Origin of the sequence: Burkholderia reimsis, from assembly GCF_003294055.1 — a bacterium.
Classification (GTDB): domain Bacteria; phylum Pseudomonadota; class Gammaproteobacteria; order Burkholderiales; family Burkholderiaceae; genus Burkholderia; species Burkholderia cepacia.
Map to the genome: position 1 here is coordinate 1 of NZ_QMFZ01000012.1, position 17,934 is coordinate 17,934.

Here is a 17,934-nt window from a genome sequence, read left to right on the forward strand (position 1 = left end):
ATGTGGCTGATCCTGTTCCCGTACAACCTGTTCTCCGCCTTGTGCTGGTATGTGGTGTGCCGCGTGTTCAACGTGCGCAGCGCACCGCCGCCGGCGGAAGCCTTGGAGCGTTGAATCGATGGCGATGGCATGGCGATTTTCTCGACAAACGCGAACCGGCGTGGCACCGGCGATCCGTGATCAGATGGTCAGCGTTGATCGGGACGTTCTCTGCCTACGGAATCCGTGGGTGGCGGATTCGGTATTTATGGGGAAAATGTATTCATCCCTTAACATTCCAATGTTTGGATATTTGTGTTGGGTACTAATTGGGAGAGAAAGATTCGGAGTACTTTTCTGGACACTTCTGGCTTGCGTCATCGTGTTCGGATTATTTGCAATCGCAATCTCCGGGTACCGCATCTTCTTCATCAAGCGGCTTTCCAATTTCTACTTCAACCGCAAGACGCGCAAGGTCTACTACCAGCGCAACAAGACCCTGATTGCGTTCGACTGGGCACGGACCGAAGGCGCCGAATTCGTGCGCAACGAATTCGGCGGCCGATCCTTCAGCACGAATTTCGCATTGGCCTTCGGCCCACGGCCGGCACCGGGTGACGAGCAAGATCGCACCGTCCTCTGGGTCGACAGCAATGCGCCCAATGACCCCGACCCGCGCTACATCGCTGAGGTGTGGGAATACATCTACCAGTTCATGGAGAAGGGCCCGGACCACTTGCCGCCACCCGGCGAGCCCAACTGGTGGTACGTGCCGCTACACCGCATCTGCCTGACCCCGGCCGAAGCCTGGCGCCACTATGCGCCATGGCGCAGCGGCGAGCCGGGCGAGTGGCAAGGCAAGAAGAATTGGCTGTTGCCGATGTGGCTGATCCTGTTCCCGTACAACCTGTTCTCCGCCTTGTGCTGGTATGTGGTGTGCCGCGTGTTCAACGTGCGCAGCGCACCGCCACCTTCGGAAGCACTGAATGGGGGAGAGCCGACGCGCTGCACGAGGTGAGGCGACGCGATTATCCACTCTATCGAACGACCGGAAACACAACATCACACCCCAACGGTCTCGAAGCTGCCGATCAAATATTTTCTGGAGTGCGCTTGCATGAACAACCCCGGCCTCGAAATGGCGATCAACGGAGTCAATGACCTACCTAACGTGGTTATCTACACCCGGTGGCATCAGGCCGCTCCGTTGACGGCGCTATTTTCTCCACTGCTAGTCGTGTCGATATTCGTGCTATTCCCATTGCCCACCGACGGACCTCTTCTTGCCATCGCGGCGCTGACAGTCGTTTGCATCGTCACCCCGTTGATCTTGGCCCACGTGGTGTACCCGCCTGCCAAAGACGTGGTGCACATCACACCCGATTCATTGGTCTTCAAGCGCTATGGAACAGTCCCCTTTGACAGTATCACCGCGTATACCTTGGACGGACTGATCCGACTCACGCGCCGGGAGCAGCCAACGCTCACGTTGCTCGGTAACCGCAAGACACCCGGCTACAAGGACTTCCAGGCGGCGCTTGGCCCAGCCATGGCGACGTGGCGGTCGCACCACCCGACGGTGCCGATCAAGCAGAGCCATTTCCAGGGCACGTGGCTAGCAAAGGTGCTCGGCGCACTGACCGTGATCAGTTGCGTGGGCCTCGCCATCACCGTCGTGACTATGAAGCTCGCCCTGGCCTCGTTACCTGCCTTGGCGATCGGCATCTTCGGTGGTCTTCGCCTGCTCGCTAGTAAGCGCCAGGATATTCAAAAGTAGTACAAACCATAAGGAGCTTGATATGCGACCTATCGTACTCGTCGGTCACCGACACAGCTGTCCCATCCACGGCGACGGAACCGTTGTCAGCGGCGCCGAGTCCGCTGCCATTAACGGCCGTGCAATCGCGCGCGTCGGCGATCGCATCAGTTGCGGTGCGAAAATTCAAACCGGCTCGCCCGGCACGGAGATCGAAGGCCAGCCGGTGGCGCGCGAAGGCGACACCACGAGCCATGGCGGCACTCTGGTCGAGGGCGAAGCAGGATGGCAGGTGGAGTGACAGTGGCTGTTGAAAGCAGTCGGAAGTTGTCTGTTCGAAGGTCCCGATGGCGAGCAGGTACTCGTCTCGGAGTCAGGCAACATGAGTGGGAATGTCCCGGCGATCCGCCGTGTGCAAATCGATGACCTGCGCCAGGTTATATGCCACGAAGTCGTGCAGATCCACGACACGATCTCGCATACCATGCATTTCGTGGAAAATGGCGTATTCGGATACCTGCAACTTGCGGCATCAACCGGGATTCCTGACGCGTCATCGGTGACGCTGCGAGACGGCACCTATCTCGACCTTCTGTTCGCCACCAGCCAGCAGTCTGTTTGGGACATCTGCGACGGCTGGCGGGGGCCGCCGCAGTGCGAAGCCTTCCTCGTACTGATCGAGCCTGAGTCGGTCACGTTTGCCAACGTCCTGGAGTCCTGCGGCAAGGACCACCATGCAGGAGGCGCGGCCCGCGCACGTAAAAACGGCCATCCTCGCGGATAGCCGTTCAAATCACGCGTTGCCGCTCAGCGCATCACAGCGCCATGTCGGCCGACGCCTTCGCGGGGCGTGCCGGGACCGTGCCCGTTGCCTGCGACGGCGTCGCCATGTCGATCTTCGGCGGCGGCGCCAGTTGCAGCACGTCGCTCGTGTAGGTCCATTCCTCGACGACCTTCGCCGGGCTGTCGTTCAGCTTCGTGCCGTAGCTCGGCACGATCTGGCGGATCTTCTGCTGCCACTCGGGCGTCGCGACCTTGTCCTTGAACACCTTCTTCATCAGGTTCAGCATGATCGGCGCGGCCGTCGACGCACCCGGCGACGCGCCGAGCAGGCCCGCGATGCTGCCGTCCTGCGAGCTGACGATCTCGGTGCCGAGCTTCAGCACACCACCCTTCACCGGGTCGCGCTTGATGATCTGCACGCGCTGGCCGGCCTGCCACAGGCGCCAGTCTTCCTTCTTCGCGTTCGGGAAGTATTCCTTCAGCGCGTTGAAGCGGTCGTCGTCCGACAGCATCAGCTGGCCGGCGAGGTACTGGACCAGCGGGAATTCGTCGACGCCCACGCGCATCATCGGCGCGACGTTGTGCAGGTTGGTGCTCTTCGCCAGGTCGAAGTACGAACCGTTCTTCAGGAACTTGGTCGAGAACGTCGCGAACGGCCCGAACAGGATGATCTTCTTGCCGTCGATGATCCGCGTGTCGAGGTGCGGCACCGACATCGGCGGCGAGCCGACCGACGCCTTGCCGTACGCCTTCGCGAGATGCTGCTTCACGACCTCGGGGTTCTCCGTCACGAGGAACGAGCCGCCGACCGGGAACGCGCCGTAGTCCTTCGCCTCGGGGATGCCCGACGCCTGCAGCAGATGCAGCGCACCGCCGCCCGCGCCGATGAACACGAACTTCGCGTCGACCGACTGCGCCGGTTCATCCGAGTGCAGCTTGACCCACGTCACGTGCCACGTGCCGTCGGCATTGCGCGTGATCTCGCGCACTTCGCTCGACAGCGACAGCGTGAAGTTCGGCTGCGTCTTCAGGTAGCCGACGAACTGGCGCGTGATCTCGCCGAAGTTCACGTCGGTGCCGATCGGCGTCCACGTTGCCGCGACCTTCTGGTTGCGGTCGCGGCCTTCCATCATCAGCGGCACCCACTGCTTGATCTGGTCGTAGTCTTCCGAATACTGCATCCCGCGGAACAGCGGGCTCGCCTGCAGCGCTTCGTAGCGCTTCTTCAGGAAGCGGACGTTGTCGTCGCCCCACACGAAGCTCATGTGCGGCGTCGAGTTGATGAAAGAGTGCGGGTTCTTCAGCACGCCCTGCTTGACCTGCCACGCCCAGAACTGGCGCGAGATCTGGAACGACTCGTTGATCTCGATGGCCTTCGAGATGTCGACCTTGCCGTCCGCCTTCTCCGGCGTGTAGTTGAGTTCGGCGAGCGCCGAGTGGCCGGTGCCGGCGTTGTTCCAGCCGTTCGAGCTTTCCAGCGCGACGCCGTCGAGGCGTTCGACCATCGTCATCGACCAGTCAGGTTGGAGCTCGTGCAGCCAGACGCCGAGCGTCGAGCTCATGATGCCGCCGCCCACCAGCAGGACGTCGACCTTCTTCGTATCGGCGGCGTGCGCGGACGACGCGGCGACGCACAGCGCGAGCGCCGACAGTATTACCCGTAACGTTTTGATCACAGCAGATCCCTTTTTCAACTTGGATGCATCGGTTTGCCAAGCCGCCCGGCGTGCGTGTCGACCGCGGTGAAACATCGATCCGGAGATCCGGATCGCGAATCCGGAATTCCGGATCGACACCGCGCCGCGTTGCATTTGCGCACGCGAAACCATCGGGAAGGACACCTTCGGATCGGCTTCCCGCGGGCAGGCAAGCGCCTGCGTCACAGTGGCGCACGACGCGCCCGGGCCCTTGCGGCAAGCCTGGGCGGAAGGCGCTTCAGGCTGCGTGGAAAGAGGCCGCGCGCGACGCGTTTTGCGGGGGGCGGGGTGGCAAGGGGCGCGTAATGTAACCGAACTCGTTTGCTGTGTCACAAACGAAAAATACCGTTGTTTTCGTGGGGTTTTTTGCGTGTCCGGGTTTCCGGAATGACGGTCGGCGGAACCGGGAAACGTGTGGATAACTGCGCGGGATCGCGACGGTTTTTCGGGCGCGTCTTGCTTGTGTCTCGTCGTGTCGCGGCAGCGTGCCGCGACACGATCGCGCGACGTCACGTCACTTTACCTGGCGGCAGCGTTCCGGCAGAACTGGTCGTACGCTTGCGCCGAATTCGCGAAACCCTTCTGCTTCGCGAGTTCCCACGGGCGCTCGCATCGTTGGGTCGTTTCGCACCACGAATAGCCGGCCGAGCCGATGCAGCCGTGCGCGTCGCGATCGCTGCCGACCATCGGTGGTGCGGGCGGCGCCGACGATTGGGCCGGCGGCGTGGATGGTGCGGCACAGGCGCTCAGGGCGAACGCGCAGGCCAGCGTGGTGGCCAGCGACAGGGAAGGGACGAAACGCGTCATAGGTGGTGCTCCATGGGATGAGTATTCGGAGAATCGGCTGACGGCCCCTGCGTTCGCCGCGTCGTTCAGGCGCCCGGCACCGGCACGCGCGACGAGAACTTCACTTCGCGCAATGCGAGGCTCGACTGGATCGACGAAACCCCGGCCTGCTTGCGCAGCACGCGCTCGACGAATTCGGCGTACGCATCGAGATCGGCCGCGACGACCTGCAGGATGTAGTCGGCCGCGCCGGTGATCTTGTGGCACGACGTCACTTCGTCGTGCCGTCGCATCACCTCCTCGAAGTGATCGGAATCCTGGTCGGAATGCATGTTGAACGTCACCTGCACGAACGCGAACACGTTCATGCCGAGCGCGCGCCGGTCGAGATTCGCCTGGTAGCCGGTGATGACGCCTTCGTCCTCGAGCCGCTTGCGGCGGCGCCAGCAGGGCGTGACGCTCAGCGACAGCTTCTCGCCGAGCGTCGCGTTCGACAGCGCGCCATCGTCCTGCAGCAGGCGGAGCATGGCGCGGTCCACGCCATCCAGTTCGACCGAAGCGCGAATTTTGCTCATTTCCGGGATTCCGTAGGCGGTTTTCTCAAAATTGTACGAAAGGCGCGCGTCGAAAGCAAAGTTATTGCCGCCTGCGGTCAATAAACTGTTGCCACCCTCACTGCAACAGTCAACCATGCTCACGGTCTACAGCAGCGATCACCAGTTGCATCGCGGCGTCGAACTGAAGGACGGCGCTATCACCGATTCGTTCGAAAACCCCCTTCGCGCCGAGACGGTGCTCGCGCAGGTGCGTGCCGCAGGACTGGGCGACGTCATCGCGCCGAAACCGTTCGACCGCGCGCACTACGCGGCCGCGCACAGCGCGCGCTACGTCGATTTCCTCGTCGGCGCGTGGGACGAGTGGGCCGCGACGGGCCGCACCTGCCAGGCGCTGCCGCTCGTGTGGCCGGTGCGCGCGATGCCGGCCGCCGCGACGCCGCCCGCGTTCATCGACGGCAAGCTCGGCTTCTACGCGATGGACGCCGGCGCGCCGATCAACGCCGGCACGTGGGATGCCGTGAGCGCGAGCGCGAACTCGGCGCTCACCGGCGCCGGCCTGCTGTCGAGCGGCGCGGCGCGCGCGGCGTTCGCGCTGTGCCGCCCGCCCGGCCATCACGCGGGCCGCGAGTACATGGGCGGTTATTGCTACCTGAACAACGCGGCGATCGCCGCGCAGCACTGCATCGCGCAGGGCGCCGCGCGCGTCGCGGTGCTCGACGTCGATTTCCACCACGGCAACGGCACGCAGGACATCTTCTACGACCGTGCGGACGTGCTGTTCGCGTCGATCCACGGCGAGGCGCCGGTGTCGTACCCGTACTTCTCCGGCTACGCGGAGGAGCGCGGCATCGGCGCGGGCGAAGGCTTCAACCTGAACCTGCCGCTGCCGAAGGGCACGCTGTGGGACACCTATTCGGCGGCGCTCGACCAGGCGGCAACCGCGATCGCCGCGCATGCGCCCGACGCGCTCGTCGTCTCGCTCGGCGTCGATACCTTCGAGCACGACCCGATCAGCCATTTCCGGCTGCGCTCGCCCGACTACCTGCGCATCGGCGCGGCGCTCGCGCGCCTGAACCTGCCGACGCTGTTCGTGATGGAAGGCGGCTACATGGTCGACGAGATCGGCATCAACGCGGTGAACGTACTGCTGGGATTCGAAGGGCGCGCGTGAGCGTGCGGGATGACTTCGACGAACGACGGATCTGAACACGAACGAAGCGCGACAAGGACGGAGACAACCATGAATCGACATCACAAGACGGTACTCGCCAGCGCGGCCGCACTGACGTGCGCGCTGTCCGCATTGCCCGCGCACGCGGACGAGATCGTGCGCATCGGCCACGTCGCGCCGCTGACCGGCGCGATCGCGCATCTCGGCAAGGACAGCGAGAACGGCGCGCGCCTCGCGGTCGAGGAAATCAATGCGAAGGGGCTCGTGATCGGCGGCAAGAAGGTCACGCTGCAGCTCGACGCGCAGGACGACGCGGGCGATCCGCGCACCGCGACGCAGGTCGCGCAGCGGCTCGTCGACGACAAGGTCGTCGGCGTCGTCGGCCATCACAACTCGGGCACGTCGATTCCGGCGTCGCGCGTCTATCGCGACGGCGGCGTCGTGCAGATCTCGCAGGCCGCGACCAATCCGACGTACACGCAGCAGGGCTTCAAGACGACCTATCGCGTCGTCGCGACCGACGCGCAGCAGGGGCCCGCGCTCGCGATGTATGCGGCGAAGAACATGGGCATCAGGACGGTGGCCGTGGTCGACGATTCGACCGCGTACGGGCAGGGCCTCGCGACCGAGTTCGAGAAGGCCGCGAAGGCGGCCGGCATGAAGGTCGTGTCGCGCGACGCGACCAACGACAAGGCGATCGACTTCCGCGCGATCCTCACGAAGATCAAGGGCGCGAACCCGGACGCGATCATGTACGGCGGAATGGACGCGACGGGCGGCCCGCTCGCGAAGCAGGCACGCCAGCTCGGCATGCGCGCGAAGATCCTCGCGGGCGACGGCGTGTGCTCGACCGACCTGCCGAAGCTCGCAGGCCCGGCGTCGGACAATGTCGTGTGCTCCGAGGCCGGCATCGCGCTCGAGAAGATGCCGGGCGGCGCGGCGTTCGCGAAACGCTACGAAGCGCGTTACCACCAGCCAATGCAGGTGTATGCGCCGTTCTCGTACGACGCGGTGTACATCATCGTCGACGCGATGAAGCGCGCGAACTCGACGGACCCGGCGAAGGTGCTGGCCGCGATGCCGGCCACCGACTATCGCGGCGTGATCGGCGAAACGAGCTTCACGCCGCAGGGCGACCTGAAGCACGGCGCGATCTCGGTGTTCACGTACAAGAGCGGCAAGAAGGCGCTGCTCGATATCGTGAAGATGTGACGCGGCGGTGATGTTGCGTTGATGTCGCGCCTGATGTCGCGGGGGCCGCGAAGCGGGACAGGCTTCTCGGCCCTCGCCGTTTACAGCGCGCGCACTCGCGTGCTGTCGGCGCGGCGCTCCGCGTCGTGCACGATGTGCAGCTCGCGTGCGCGGATCGGCAGCACGCAATCCGCATCGGCAAGCGTCTTGCGCACCTGGCGCGCGAGGCGCCAGCGCACCGCCCAGAACTTGTCGGTGTGCGTCCACACGCGCATGTTCGCGACCGCCGTGCTGTCGTCGAACCGCATCACCATTACGTCCGGTTCCGGCTCGCGGAGCACGTCGGGATCGGCGAGCGCCAGCTTGCGCAGCGCATCGAGCGCACGGTCGATGTCGTCGTGTACCGATACTTCCACTTCGAGATCGAGGCGGCGTGTCGGGTTGCGCGTGTAATTGCGAATCGAGCTGCCCCACAGCGCGCTGTTCGGCACGTATTCGCAGATGCCGTCCGGTTTCGTCAGACGCGTCATGAAGAGCCCGACCTCGTCGACGGTGCCCGCGACGCCCGTGCCGCCGTCGATATAGTCGCCGACCTTGAACGGCCGCAGCAGCAGGAGCATGATGCCGGCCGCGATGTTCTGCATCGTGCCCTGCAGCGCGAGCCCGATCGCGAGGCCTGCGGCGCCGAGCACCGCGACGATGCTCGCGGTCTCGATGCCGAGCTGCGACAGCGCGCCGACGATCGCGACGATGCGGATGCCCCACACGGCCACGTCGCAGAGGATCGGCCGCAGCGTGTCGTCGACGCGTTCCTTGTTCGAGAGCAGCCGGTTCAGCCAGTTGCCGATGCGTTTCGACAGCCACCAGCCGACGACGAGCAACGCCAGGCCGGCGGACAGCTTGAGGGAGAGGGTGGACAACGCGTTCCACAGGAACGTCCAGCGTTCCGGATGTAGTTGGTCGAGAAACATGAAGGGATTCCGGGTTGGGGGAGCAGTGCGCGATGCGACGCGAGCGTGCCGTGGTCGGGCACGCTCGCGCTCACGCGCCGGCAGCGTTCGACTGTCCCTGCGGCACGATGGTTCGCACGCATGGGTGGGGTCGGATGCCGCACAGCCGTGCCGCCGGCGTGCGACATCGCGATTTCGATTTAGTACGAAACGACTTTTCCATTAAATGAGACGTGTCCTATTCAGCTGTTTCGATCGCGCCGATACACTCGTCTTCACGTTGCCGGGTCGCGACGATCGTTCCTCCGCGATACCCGGTTCTTTCCCGATTTTTCATTGACAGACAGCGAGTGACGACGTCATGCGGTTAGACCTGCGTTTCCGTCTCGCACGCGAACAAGGTCTACCTGCGCTCCGCGGCGTTTGCGGTTTCCCGATGCGCCGCGCGCTGCTGCGTGGTGTCGTCGCGGCCGCCTGTGTGGCGGGTGCACCGGGCGCGCCGGCGCATGTGTCCAACGACACCGCGCCGTTCCCGTCCGTGACGGCCGACCTTGTCGACGTGCCCTTTTTCAATGCCGCGCGAACGACGTGGGGCGGCTTGCACGCATCGTCGGCAGCGCCGCTCGACGTAGCCTATGCGTCGCCTGCGTTGACCGTGCCGAGCGCGCATGAACGCGACGGCGCCGTTGCGCGCTTCGGTGCCTGTGTCGCCTACCGCGTGCTGTGCGATGCGGCGCGTGGTGCGGTCGAGCGCGCGTACGCGTCGAGGTTCAATTACGGTCTTGCATCGGCGTTGCCCGCGATGGGTGAACGGGCCGCGTACGAACGGCATCCCGTCGATCTCGCCGCCGCTGAACCGTTCGTGCTCGAAGAGGCCGAGCGCGGTGCGCGTAGCGGCGCGATCGTCGGCAACCTGCGGGCGTCGCTGGCGCGCGCCGATCTGCCGGCCGGCGTTGCCGCGCAGGTCATCCGCATGGTCGCCGGGCGCATCGACCTGAAACGGCACGGCGCACTCGGCGACACCTTCCGCGTCGCATTCGAACCCGACGACAGCGCGACGCAGCCGGGCGGCACGCGCGTGACGGCACTCGAGCTCCGCTTCCGCGGCCAGTACGTCGCGGGCGTGTGGTTTGCGCCCGCTGGCGGCGCGTCGGGGGGCTATTACGACTTCGACGGCGTGCCGCTCGCCGGTTCGCGGTTTGCGATGCCGGTCAACGCCACGCGGATCAGCTCGCATTTCGGGGCGCGCGTGCATCCGGTGACCGGCGTGCGTCATGTGCATTCCGGCGTCGATCTCGCGGCACCGGCCGGGCGCGCGGTTCATGCGTCGGAACGTGGGGTCGTGACGTTCATTGGCACCGAACCGCGCGGCTATGGCAAGTACGTGGTGATTCGCCATGACGGCGGTTATGCGTCGTACTACGCGCATCTGTCGGCGTTCGAGCCGACACTGCGAACCGGCATGCGAGTCGCGCGCGGCCAGCGTGTTGGCGCGGTCGGCAGCACCGGGACGGCCACGGGGCCGCATCTGCATTTCGAGGTGCGCAGGCATGACCGTCTCGTCGACCCGGTCGCGCTCGTACAGGCGGGCGACGCGGCGAAGCTGAAGGGCGAGCGGCGCGTGGCGTTCAACCAGGTGGCGCTCGGTGCGCGCACGCAGCTCGCGTCTGCCGCCTGGCTGCAGCCAGTTGCGATGACGACGCTTTCCCCGTCGCACGATGGTTGACCCCGCGGACGTGCAACGTGGGAATTAGATCGTTTGGTTAACTGACGAATCGCAAAGACGTCGCCTTAGAGTCTGAAGGAAGCGTGTAGAAGACGAATTGACAAACGGAAGCCGGATACCCGGTTCACCTGACCTGACGAGAGGTACCTGATCGGGGCGCGTGGCCGGCAGCGGGCATGTCGCTTTGTCGCAGGAGTCGCAATACATGCGGAGGGTCACGTGCCCGGAGCGCGCCGACCGGAAGGACTCGACAGGTTTGATGGGAGTTAGCAAATTTGCTAATATCGCGATGAAGAAGTGGACGATCCTGTACTACGACGAACGGGTAAAGCGTGATGTGTTCGCTTTGCCCAAGGGCATTCTGGCTGGCTACCTCCGACTGATCGAGGCGATGGAAGACCACGGTGCGGATCTGCGGATGCCGTATTCGCGCGCGATGGGGGAAGGATTGTTTGAATTGCGCCCGCGAGGCCGTGAAGGCATCGGGCGTGTGTTCTATTGCATCCGGGTGGGATATGAACTCGTCGTCCTGCATTCCTTCGTCAAGAAGACGCAGGAAACACCCAACGACGAGTTGCAAATCGCCCGCAGGCGAATGAAGGAGGTACGTAACAATGGCTAAGGCTCGCCCCGCACATACAAGCGAGGAGCGGTATGCACCGGTCCGACACACTGCCGAAGACACCGCACGTCTGCTCACCGATCCGGCCATCAAGGCGGAATACGATGCACTGGAAGAGGAGTTCACCGCGCTTCGTGCGTTGCTCGACGCGCGCAAGGATGCGGGCCTGACTCAGGCTCAGGTCGCCGAACGAATGGGCACCACGACGTCGGCCGTATCGAGGCTCGAAGCTTCGTTTTCGAGCGAGAAGCACTCGCCGTCGTTTGCGACGCTGCGCAAGTACGCCGCAGCGTGCGGCAAGAAGCTCGTCATTTCGTTTGCGTGAACACGCTGGCGTCAGGCGCTGATTTCGCAAACGAACTTCGTCGGGAGACCGCATACGCGGCCACGATCCTGACTGTGAATCCCGCACCTCGAGAAACTGCAGCCCGTCCGGTTCATCGTGTGGGCACTTCGTAGTCGAACACATTGGCTGCAGAATCAGCGTGGTCCGATGGGTTGTCACGTTCGTTCACGTTGACGCCACAGGTTCGACCGGCAACCAGATCTCCAGCACGCCGGCGCCCGTCACCGGATCGTAGTCGCCGCTGTAGCGTTCGAACTCGGGTGCGTCCACCGCGTTGAATCCCGACGTCGGCAGCCAGCCGTTCCAGATGCTGTAGAAGGTCTGGTGCAACGTCGAGATATGCCCGGCGTGTTCGAACACCGCGTACCGCTGTGGCGCCAGTTCGACCCAGCGAAACGGCGCGGGCAGCCGGTCGCGGCTCGTGACTTCCACGCCCGCGATGTATTCGAAGCTGCCGTCCGCATCGGGGTTGCAGCACACGCCGTACGTCACGTCGCCGACCTGGCCGGGAAGGGTACCGATGTATGGGATGAACGCTTGCCAGAGCGCCGGAATCCCTTCGTTGCTGTCAAACGTATAGCGGTCGCTCATGCCCGCGATCAACCGCTTGCCGGCGGTTTCGAAGCGCGACGGCCTCACGTCGATGATCTTCAGTTCTTTCATGCACAGCGGCTCCACAAGAGACAATCCGTCGAGGTTGCGCCGTGCCCGCACGTCCTCGGGCGTGACGCCGAAGAGATCGCGGAAGGCGCGCGTGAACGCCTCATGGGAGCCATAGCCGGCATCGAGCGCCACGTGCAGGATGTCCGGCGCGCCTTGCGCGAGTGCACGTGCCGCGCGCGTGAGCCGCCGCGACCGCACGTAGCGCATCACCGGCCAGCCGGTATTCATCGAGAACAGGCGCGAGAAGCCGAAGCGCGACATGTCGCAACCGGCGGAGATCCTGTCGAGCGTCAGTTCCCTGTCCAGTTCGGTTTCGATCAACCAGAGTGCTTTTCCTACCGGGTTCATGGCGTGCCAATGAGGGTGTCGGTCGGACTATATGGTATCGGCGCCGGGGGCATTTGATCGTTCTTGCGGCGCGGGCGGGGAGTGCGCCGGCTGACGCACTGGAACGGATCGCCACGCCGGGCGGCGTGGCGACGGCAGGCAGGGCGGTGCTACTCAGCCCAGCGGCCAGTTCAGGAACACGATGCCGTCGTTGTAGTCGTCGTCGGCGCCGTCTTCCGAGCCGACGATCCCGAAATACGACTTCTTGAAGATATCGATCTGCCGCGAGCCCAGCCGCGACGGCTTGCCGTTCGCCATCACGATCACGCGCACGCGTCCCTTGCCGGAGTCGAGCACCTTGGTGCCGAGGTTCTGGTTCTGCGCGCCGGCGCCCTTGAACGTGGCGGCCGGGTTCGGGTTGTCGTCGACGTAGATGTCGATCGTCTGGTCGTTCGCCGCGTTGGTGAGCGCGGTGACGCCGAACTTGATGTTCGGCGGCAGGTTGAACGTGCCGTCGCGCTCGCCGCCGCCGATGCCGCCGGCACCGCTGCCGCCCTCCGCACCGGTTTCGTTGCCGCCGCCGGCGGGCGACGACGATGCAGCGGTTTCTCCGATTGCGGACAGGCTCGCGTACGAGTCGATATGCATCGCGCTGCCGCGCACGCTTTTCCACTGGCCCTTCACGAACGTGACGCCGGTGCCGACGTCGATCGTCGCGACGAGCGTGAACGGCATGCGCCCGGTGCTTTCGGGCACCTTCGACGAATAGGTGAAGCAGCCGTCCGCGACGACGCCCTTGTCGGTCGCGATCGCGAAATAGATGCCGGGGAAGTTATTGCCGGTCGCGTACGGCGTCGGCACGTTGAGGATGACCTGCAGTTTCCCGTTCCGAATCTCTGCCTTGGCGATGTCGATGTACAGGCCCGGGATGTCGACGTAGGTCTCCGAGGTCGCCACGGGGGCACTGACGATCGAAGCCGAAAGGAGGGGCATGGATGTCTCCGTTGGTTGGGCGGGTTTTCGTGGAGTGCGGCGCGAGGTGCCGCTGAATGCGGTGCCCGACCGCCGGCCGGCCCGGAGGCGGCCGGCGGTGGTCGGTTGTCAGCCGTGCGTCAGGTCAGCCGATCGGCCACTGGAGCACGACGATGCCGTCGTTGTAGTCGCTGTCGTGGCCGTCTTCCGACACGACGATCCCGAAGTTGACCGTGTACGGCGAGCCGTCCGATTTCTTGCCGTTGATCGGCGCGAGGCGCGCGTCGGTGGCAGACGGCTTGCCGTTCACCGACACTTCGAAGCGGATCTTGCCGTTGCCGGAATTCAGCGTCGCTTCACGCGGGCCGTCGCGCGTCGTCAGCTTGTGATACGCGGCGGGTTCCTGGCTGTCGCCGATGAACAGCTTGATGTGTTGCTGCTCGGCGGCATTCGCGAAGAAAATCGCGCGGAAATCGGTATTCGGCGGAATCGAAAACTCGCCGGCGCGATTGGAAGACGTTTGAGAATCGGCCATGCTTTCCTCCTGAGGAATGATGGGTAAGGCTTGGAGCCATGTCGCACAAACGTTTTCCGTTTGAAATGCGACGCATCGAGCATGCCGAAAAATAAATCAGAAAATATTCACCGAGGAATGACTATTGTTCAGTAAATCGAAAACCAGGGTTAATCGATTTAATGAAGCGTGTTTAATTGGTGTTATTTGGAAATATTCGGGAAACTATATCGGCGTGTATATCGCTTTTCTGAACGATGCGTGATTGCGCCGGAGGGGCAGGGGAGGCGGGGGTGGCAGGTGAGGCGACAGCAAGCGGGCTTGGGCGCGGACGTTCGGTGTTCGCATTTGGCAGCGTTCGTTTCAACATCAGCATCTCGGTCATGGCCGCGCCCACCGGCCACCACCGAACGCCCGCGCCGAAACCCGATCGCAACGGAAATGGGGTGCGGCAACCGGCGAAGTGGATTGACCCACTCACTCCGAACGCGAACAGGGCCCCACCGGCGCCGCACCCATGAAGCATATCGACAGGGCTGCGCGATGCCTATCGGACACGACCGATTCTGAGCGATCAAATTCGGCGCCATTTGCGTCCGGCCCGTTGACAGCCCCCGTCACCTTGTGATTTGATTCCGGCCATGCAAGCCGCCCAGCCCCTCTTCTCGCTACGACTACTAGCCCGTTTCTCCGGGCTGGGTCTGCGGCTGCGCGCTTTCCATCTGCTTCTTTCCTGAAGCGCCAGATTTCCCCCGCATCACCGACCTGGCCCCGGTTGTCGACCGGCGCCTGAGTTCGTCTTTCTTCCGAATCGTTCCGCTCCGTCCCGGTCGCTCAACCGCCAAGGCTGTCGTTCGCCGTACCGCTTTGCCGTTGTGCCGCTTTCCACCGTTTTCACCGCTGTGCGCGCAGCCTGCCACCACGACTGATGGCCATCGCGCCGCGGTTTCCCGACCAACCGACCGAGGACCGAACATCATGATGCTGAAGAACCCCGCGACGAAGTACCGACCGTTCACGCCCGTCAACCTGCCGAACCGCATGTGGCCGACGCGCACGATCACGCAAGCGCCGATCTGGATGAGCACCGACCTGCGCGACGGCAACCAGTCGCTGTTCGAGCCGATGGACGCGGCGCGCAAGATGCGGATGTTCAAGATGCTGGTCGCGATCGGCTTCAAGGAGATCGAGGTCGCGTTTCCGTCGGCATCTGAGACCGACTTCAACTTCGTGCGCGAACTGATCGAAGGCGGCCACATTCCCGACGACGTGACGATCGAGGTGCTCACGCAGGCCCGCGACGACCTGATCGAGCGTACCTTCGACTCGCTGCGCGGCGCGAAGCGCGCGATCGTGCACCTGTACAACGCGACCGCGCCGGAATTCCGCAAGATCGTGTTCGGCCTCGACCGCGACGGCGTGAAGGCACTCGCGGTGAACGCGGCGCGCACGATCAAGCGCTTCGCCGACGCCGCGACCGACACGCATTTCACGCTGCAATACAGCCCGGAAACCTTCACGGCGACCGAGCTGGATTTCGCGAAGGAAGTCTGCGACGCCGTATTCGACGTCTGGCAGCCGACGCCGGAGCACAAGGCGATCGTGAACCTGCCCGCCACGGTCGAAGTTGGCACGCCGAACTTCTACGCGGACCAGATCGAATGGATGCACCGCAACCTCGCGCGCCGCGATGCGCTGATCGTGTCTGTGCATCCGCACAACGACCGCGGCACCGCGGTCGCGGCGGCCGAGCTCGCGGTGATGGCCGGCGCGGACCGGATCGAGGGCTGCCTGTTCGGCAACGGCGAGCGCACCGGTAACGTCGATCTCGTCACGCTCGCGCTGAACCTCTACTCGCAGGGCGTCGATCCGGGCCTCGATTTCTCGCAGATCAACGAAGTCGCGCGCACGTCCGAGGAATGCACGCAGTTGCCGATCCATCCGCGCCATCCGTATGTCGGCGACCTCGTGTTCACCGCGTTCTCCGGCTCGCATCAGGACGCGATCAAGAAGGGCTTCGCGGTACAGAAACCCGACGCCGTATGGGAAATGCCGTACCTGCCGATCGACCCGAGCGATGTCGGCCGCACGTACGACTCGATCATTCGCGTGAACAGCCAGTCGGGCAAGGGCGGTATCGCGTACCTGCTCGAGCAGAGTTATGGCGTCGCGCTGCCGCGCCGCCTGCAGGTCGACTTCAGCGCGGCCGTGCAGCGCCTGACCGACGACAGCGGGCTCGAGGTGACGAGCGCGCAGATCTGGTCGCTGTTCCAGCAGGAATACGTGGAAGGCGACGCGCCGCTGCGTTATGTCGGCCATGAGCTGAGTGAACGCGAAGGCCGCGAGACGATCGTGCTGACCGCCGACGTGTACGGCGAGCGCCGCGTGCTGCGCGGTGAAGGCAACGGCCCGCTCGACGCGCTGATGCATGCGCTGCGTACGCCGCTGCGCATCCAGCACTATGAGGAACGTGCGCTGTCGCAAGGCGCCGACGCGAAGGCGATCGCGATCGCGGAACTGGCCGGCACGGGCGTGCGCGGCAGCGCGTTCGGCGTCGGCATCGACGCGAACCTGACGACCGCGTCGATCCGCGCGGTGATCAGCGGGGTCAACCGCGCGTATGCGCGCGCGGACGAAGCGGCGCAGGCGACGTTTTTTGGCGCGCAGCAGGCGGTGAAGGCTGTCGCGTAAGCGGCGTCGTGGCGGCTGCGCCGGCGGTGCCCGGCGCGGTCGCGTCGCCGTCGCCGCGGTGGCCGCCGCGCGGCCCGGCAAGCGCATCGCGCAGTTCCGGTCAGGCACATCGAGCGCATCGTGCGGTTCAGCAGCCGGATGCCGAGATGCGTTTCGAGCGACGCGATCGTGCGGCTGACACACGCGGTCGTGAGCTTGAGCCGCTTGCCGGTTTCGGTGAAGGTTCCCGCGTCGGCGAGCGTGACGAAAACCTGCATGCGTTGAATCAGATCCATCGGCGGAGCGCGAGTGTCGTGCGATGCCGTTACGGTAGCGGGCCACACGTTGCGCCGCGCACGCGCGGCAGCGCGCGATCGTCGCGAAACGGACAGCGCCGCTTATCGGCGCCGGAAGTATTCGCTCGGCGGCACGCCGAGCGCCTTGCGGAACATCGCCGCGAACGCGCTCGGGCTGTCGTAGCCGTGCTCGAGCGCGAGTTCGAGGATCGGCGTGCCGGCCGCGAGGCGCGGCAGGCTCAGCAGCAATCGCGCATGGCGGCACCATGCGCCGTGCGTCATGCCCGTCTCGCGCTTGAACGTGCGTGCGAGCGTGCGCTCGTTCATGTGCGCATCGCGCGCCCACGACTGCAGCGTGACGGCCACCGACGGGTCGTTGATCAGCTGCGTGCACAGCGCGGCGAGTGCCGGATGGCGTGGCATCGGCACATGCAGCGACAGCAGCGGCGCGATTTCGATTTCGTCGAGGATCAGCGCGAGCACGCGTCCCGCGCGATGCGAAAGGTCGTAGTCGGCCGGCAGTTCGCACGCGGTCACGATCAGTTCGCGCAGCAACGTGCCGACCTCGATCACGCGGCACTCGCCCGGCAGGCTCGGCCGCACTTCGCGCGCGACGAACACCGAGCGCATCTGCACGTCGCCGGCCATCCGGATCTCGTGCTGCGTGCCCGCCGGCACCCACACCGCGCGCCCGGTCGGCACGACCCAGCTGCCGGCATCCGCATACACGAGCATCACGCCGGAGATCGCGTGAATCAGCTGGCCGTGCCGGTGCGAATGCGGCGGATACAGGACACCGGACGCCGCGTCGGACACGGCGACCGCGATCTGCTTGTGCTTGTCCTTGCGCTCGAGCGCGCTGAAAAATGGGTCCACTTGTCCTTTTCTCGACGACGAATGCGCTTTGCGCGCGAGATCGACTGAATGT

General features: G+C 64.7%; 18 protein-coding genes and 1 pseudogene. 10 read left to right on the forward strand and 9 right to left on the reverse strand.

Annotated elements, in window-relative coordinates; translation table 11 throughout:
* Window positions 1-361: 361 nt before the first annotated feature.
* The 4 genes from DPV79_RS15690 to DPV79_RS15705 all read left to right on the forward strand — a co-directional run bounded on the left by DPV79_RS15690 (window position 362) and on the right by DPV79_RS15705 (window position 2,519).
* Window positions 362-997: a hypothetical protein gene (locus tag DPV79_RS15690; RefSeq protein WP_244321757.1), complete on the forward strand. Its 636-nt coding sequence runs from the start codon at window positions 362-364 to the stop codon at window positions 995-997.
* Between the two features lie 99 nt (window positions 998-1,096).
* Window positions 1,097-1,756, forward strand: a complete 660-nt coding sequence (locus DPV79_RS15695; RefSeq protein WP_113045837.1) for a hypothetical protein — start codon at window positions 1,097-1,099, stop codon at window positions 1,754-1,756.
* A 22-nt stretch (window positions 1,757-1,778) separates the two neighbouring features.
* Window positions 1,779-2,036 carry a PAAR domain-containing protein gene (locus DPV79_RS15700; RefSeq protein WP_059553755.1) on the forward strand — a complete coding sequence of 86 codons (258 nt, stop codon included), beginning with the start codon at window positions 1,779-1,781 and terminating at the stop codon, window positions 2,034-2,036.
* Window positions 2,037-2,117: 81 nt separating this feature from the next.
* A complete protein-coding gene (locus tag DPV79_RS15705; RefSeq protein WP_113045838.1) occupies window positions 2,118-2,519 on the forward strand; it encodes a hypothetical protein in 402 nt (133 codons plus the stop codon).
* 31 nt (window positions 2,520-2,550) lie between these two features.
* On the opposite strand, the gene mqo is transcribed toward DPV79_RS15705, so the two are convergent.
* From mqo to DPV79_RS15720, 3 genes are all read right to left on the reverse strand, one after another.
* Window positions 2,551-4,194, reverse strand: a complete 1,644-nt coding sequence (gene mqo / locus DPV79_RS15710) for a malate dehydrogenase (quinone) (protein ID WP_042973822.1) — start codon at window positions 4,192-4,194, stop codon at window positions 2,551-2,553.
* Between the two features lie 540 nt (window positions 4,195-4,734).
* Window positions 4,735-5,022: a subtilisin-like serine protease gene (locus tag DPV79_RS15715; RefSeq protein ID WP_021157988.1), complete on the reverse strand. Its 288-nt coding sequence runs from the start codon at window positions 5,020-5,022 to the stop codon at window positions 4,735-4,737.
* 65 nt (window positions 5,023-5,087) lie between these two features.
* Entirely contained in the window at window positions 5,088-5,576 is a 489-nt protein-coding gene (locus tag DPV79_RS15720; RefSeq protein WP_059489442.1) for an Lrp/AsnC family transcriptional regulator, read from the reverse strand.
* A 115-nt stretch (window positions 5,577-5,691) separates the two neighbouring features.
* On the opposite strand from DPV79_RS15720, the gene DPV79_RS15725 reads away from it, so the two are divergent.
* Complete coding sequence (locus DPV79_RS15725; RefSeq protein ID WP_060221439.1) at window positions 5,692-6,729, forward strand: histone deacetylase family protein; 1,038 nt, start codon at window positions 5,692-5,694, stop codon at window positions 6,727-6,729.
* A 69-nt stretch (window positions 6,730-6,798) separates the two neighbouring features.
* Window positions 6,799-7,941, forward strand: a complete 1,143-nt coding sequence (locus tag DPV79_RS15730) for a branched-chain amino acid ABC transporter substrate-binding protein (protein WP_113045839.1) — start codon at window positions 6,799-6,801, stop codon at window positions 7,939-7,941.
* An 80-nt stretch (window positions 7,942-8,021) separates the two neighbouring features.
* On the opposite strand, the gene DPV79_RS15735 is transcribed toward DPV79_RS15730, so the two are convergent.
* Complete coding sequence (locus tag DPV79_RS15735; protein ID WP_113045840.1) at window positions 8,022-8,891, reverse strand: mechanosensitive ion channel family protein; 870 nt, start codon at window positions 8,889-8,891, stop codon at window positions 8,022-8,024.
* 340 nt (window positions 8,892-9,231) lie between these two features.
* Here DPV79_RS15735 and DPV79_RS15740 point away from each other — a divergent pair, with 340 nt between their 5' ends.
* The 3 genes from DPV79_RS15740 to DPV79_RS15750 all read left to right on the forward strand — a co-directional run bounded on the left by DPV79_RS15740 (window position 9,232) and on the right by DPV79_RS15750 (window position 11,543).
* Window positions 9,232-10,596, forward strand: coding sequence for a M23 family metallopeptidase (locus tag DPV79_RS15740; RefSeq protein ID WP_113045841.1), 1,365 nt, complete (start codon window positions 9,232-9,234; stop codon window positions 10,594-10,596).
* Between the two features lie 289 nt (window positions 10,597-10,885).
* Window positions 10,886-11,218: a type II toxin-antitoxin system RelE/ParE family toxin gene (locus DPV79_RS15745; protein WP_113045951.1), complete on the forward strand. Its 333-nt coding sequence runs from the start codon at window positions 10,886-10,888 to the stop codon at window positions 11,216-11,218.
* On the forward strand, window positions 11,211-11,543 hold the full coding sequence (locus DPV79_RS15750) for a helix-turn-helix domain-containing protein (RefSeq protein WP_027790006.1): 333 nt from the start codon (window positions 11,211-11,213) through the stop codon (window positions 11,541-11,543). Before DPV79_RS15745 ends, DPV79_RS15750 begins: the two co-directional genes overlap by 8 nt.
* Before the next feature lie 186 nt (window positions 11,544-11,729).
* Here DPV79_RS15750 and DPV79_RS15755 read toward each other — a convergent pair whose 3' ends face one another.
* The 3 genes from DPV79_RS15755 to DPV79_RS15765 form a co-directional block, all read right to left on the reverse strand.
* Window positions 11,730-12,575 (reverse strand): AraC family transcriptional regulator, encoded by an 846-nt coding sequence (locus tag DPV79_RS15755; protein ID WP_113045842.1) that lies wholly within the window; start codon window positions 12,573-12,575, stop codon window positions 11,730-11,732.
* Window positions 12,576-12,728: 153 nt separating this feature from the next.
* Window positions 12,729-13,547 carry a fucose-binding lectin II gene (locus DPV79_RS15760; protein WP_113045843.1) on the reverse strand — a complete coding sequence of 273 codons (819 nt, stop codon included), beginning with the start codon at window positions 13,545-13,547 and terminating at the stop codon, window positions 12,729-12,731.
* A gap of 124 nt (window positions 13,548-13,671) precedes the next feature.
* Window positions 13,672-14,061, reverse strand: coding sequence for a fucose-binding lectin II (locus DPV79_RS15765; RefSeq protein WP_021160613.1), 390 nt, complete (start codon window positions 14,059-14,061; stop codon window positions 13,672-13,674).
* A 960-nt stretch (window positions 14,062-15,021) separates the two neighbouring features.
* Here DPV79_RS15765 and leuA point away from each other — a divergent pair.
* Window positions 15,022-16,731 (forward strand): 2-isopropylmalate synthase, encoded by a 1,710-nt coding sequence (gene leuA / locus DPV79_RS15770; RefSeq protein ID WP_165843526.1) that lies wholly within the window; start codon window positions 15,022-15,024, stop codon window positions 16,729-16,731.
* Window positions 16,732-16,835: 104 nt separating this feature from the next.
* Here leuA and DPV79_RS43345 read toward each other — a convergent pair.
* A pseudogene (locus tag DPV79_RS43345) lies at window positions 16,836-17,006 on the reverse strand (helix-turn-helix domain-containing protein); the annotation flags it as partial.
* 102 nt (window positions 17,007-17,108) lie between these two features.
* Window positions 17,109-17,882, reverse strand: a complete 774-nt coding sequence (locus DPV79_RS15780; protein ID WP_113045845.1) for an AraC family transcriptional regulator — start codon at window positions 17,880-17,882, stop codon at window positions 17,109-17,111.
* Window positions 17,883-17,934: the final 52 nt, after the last annotated feature.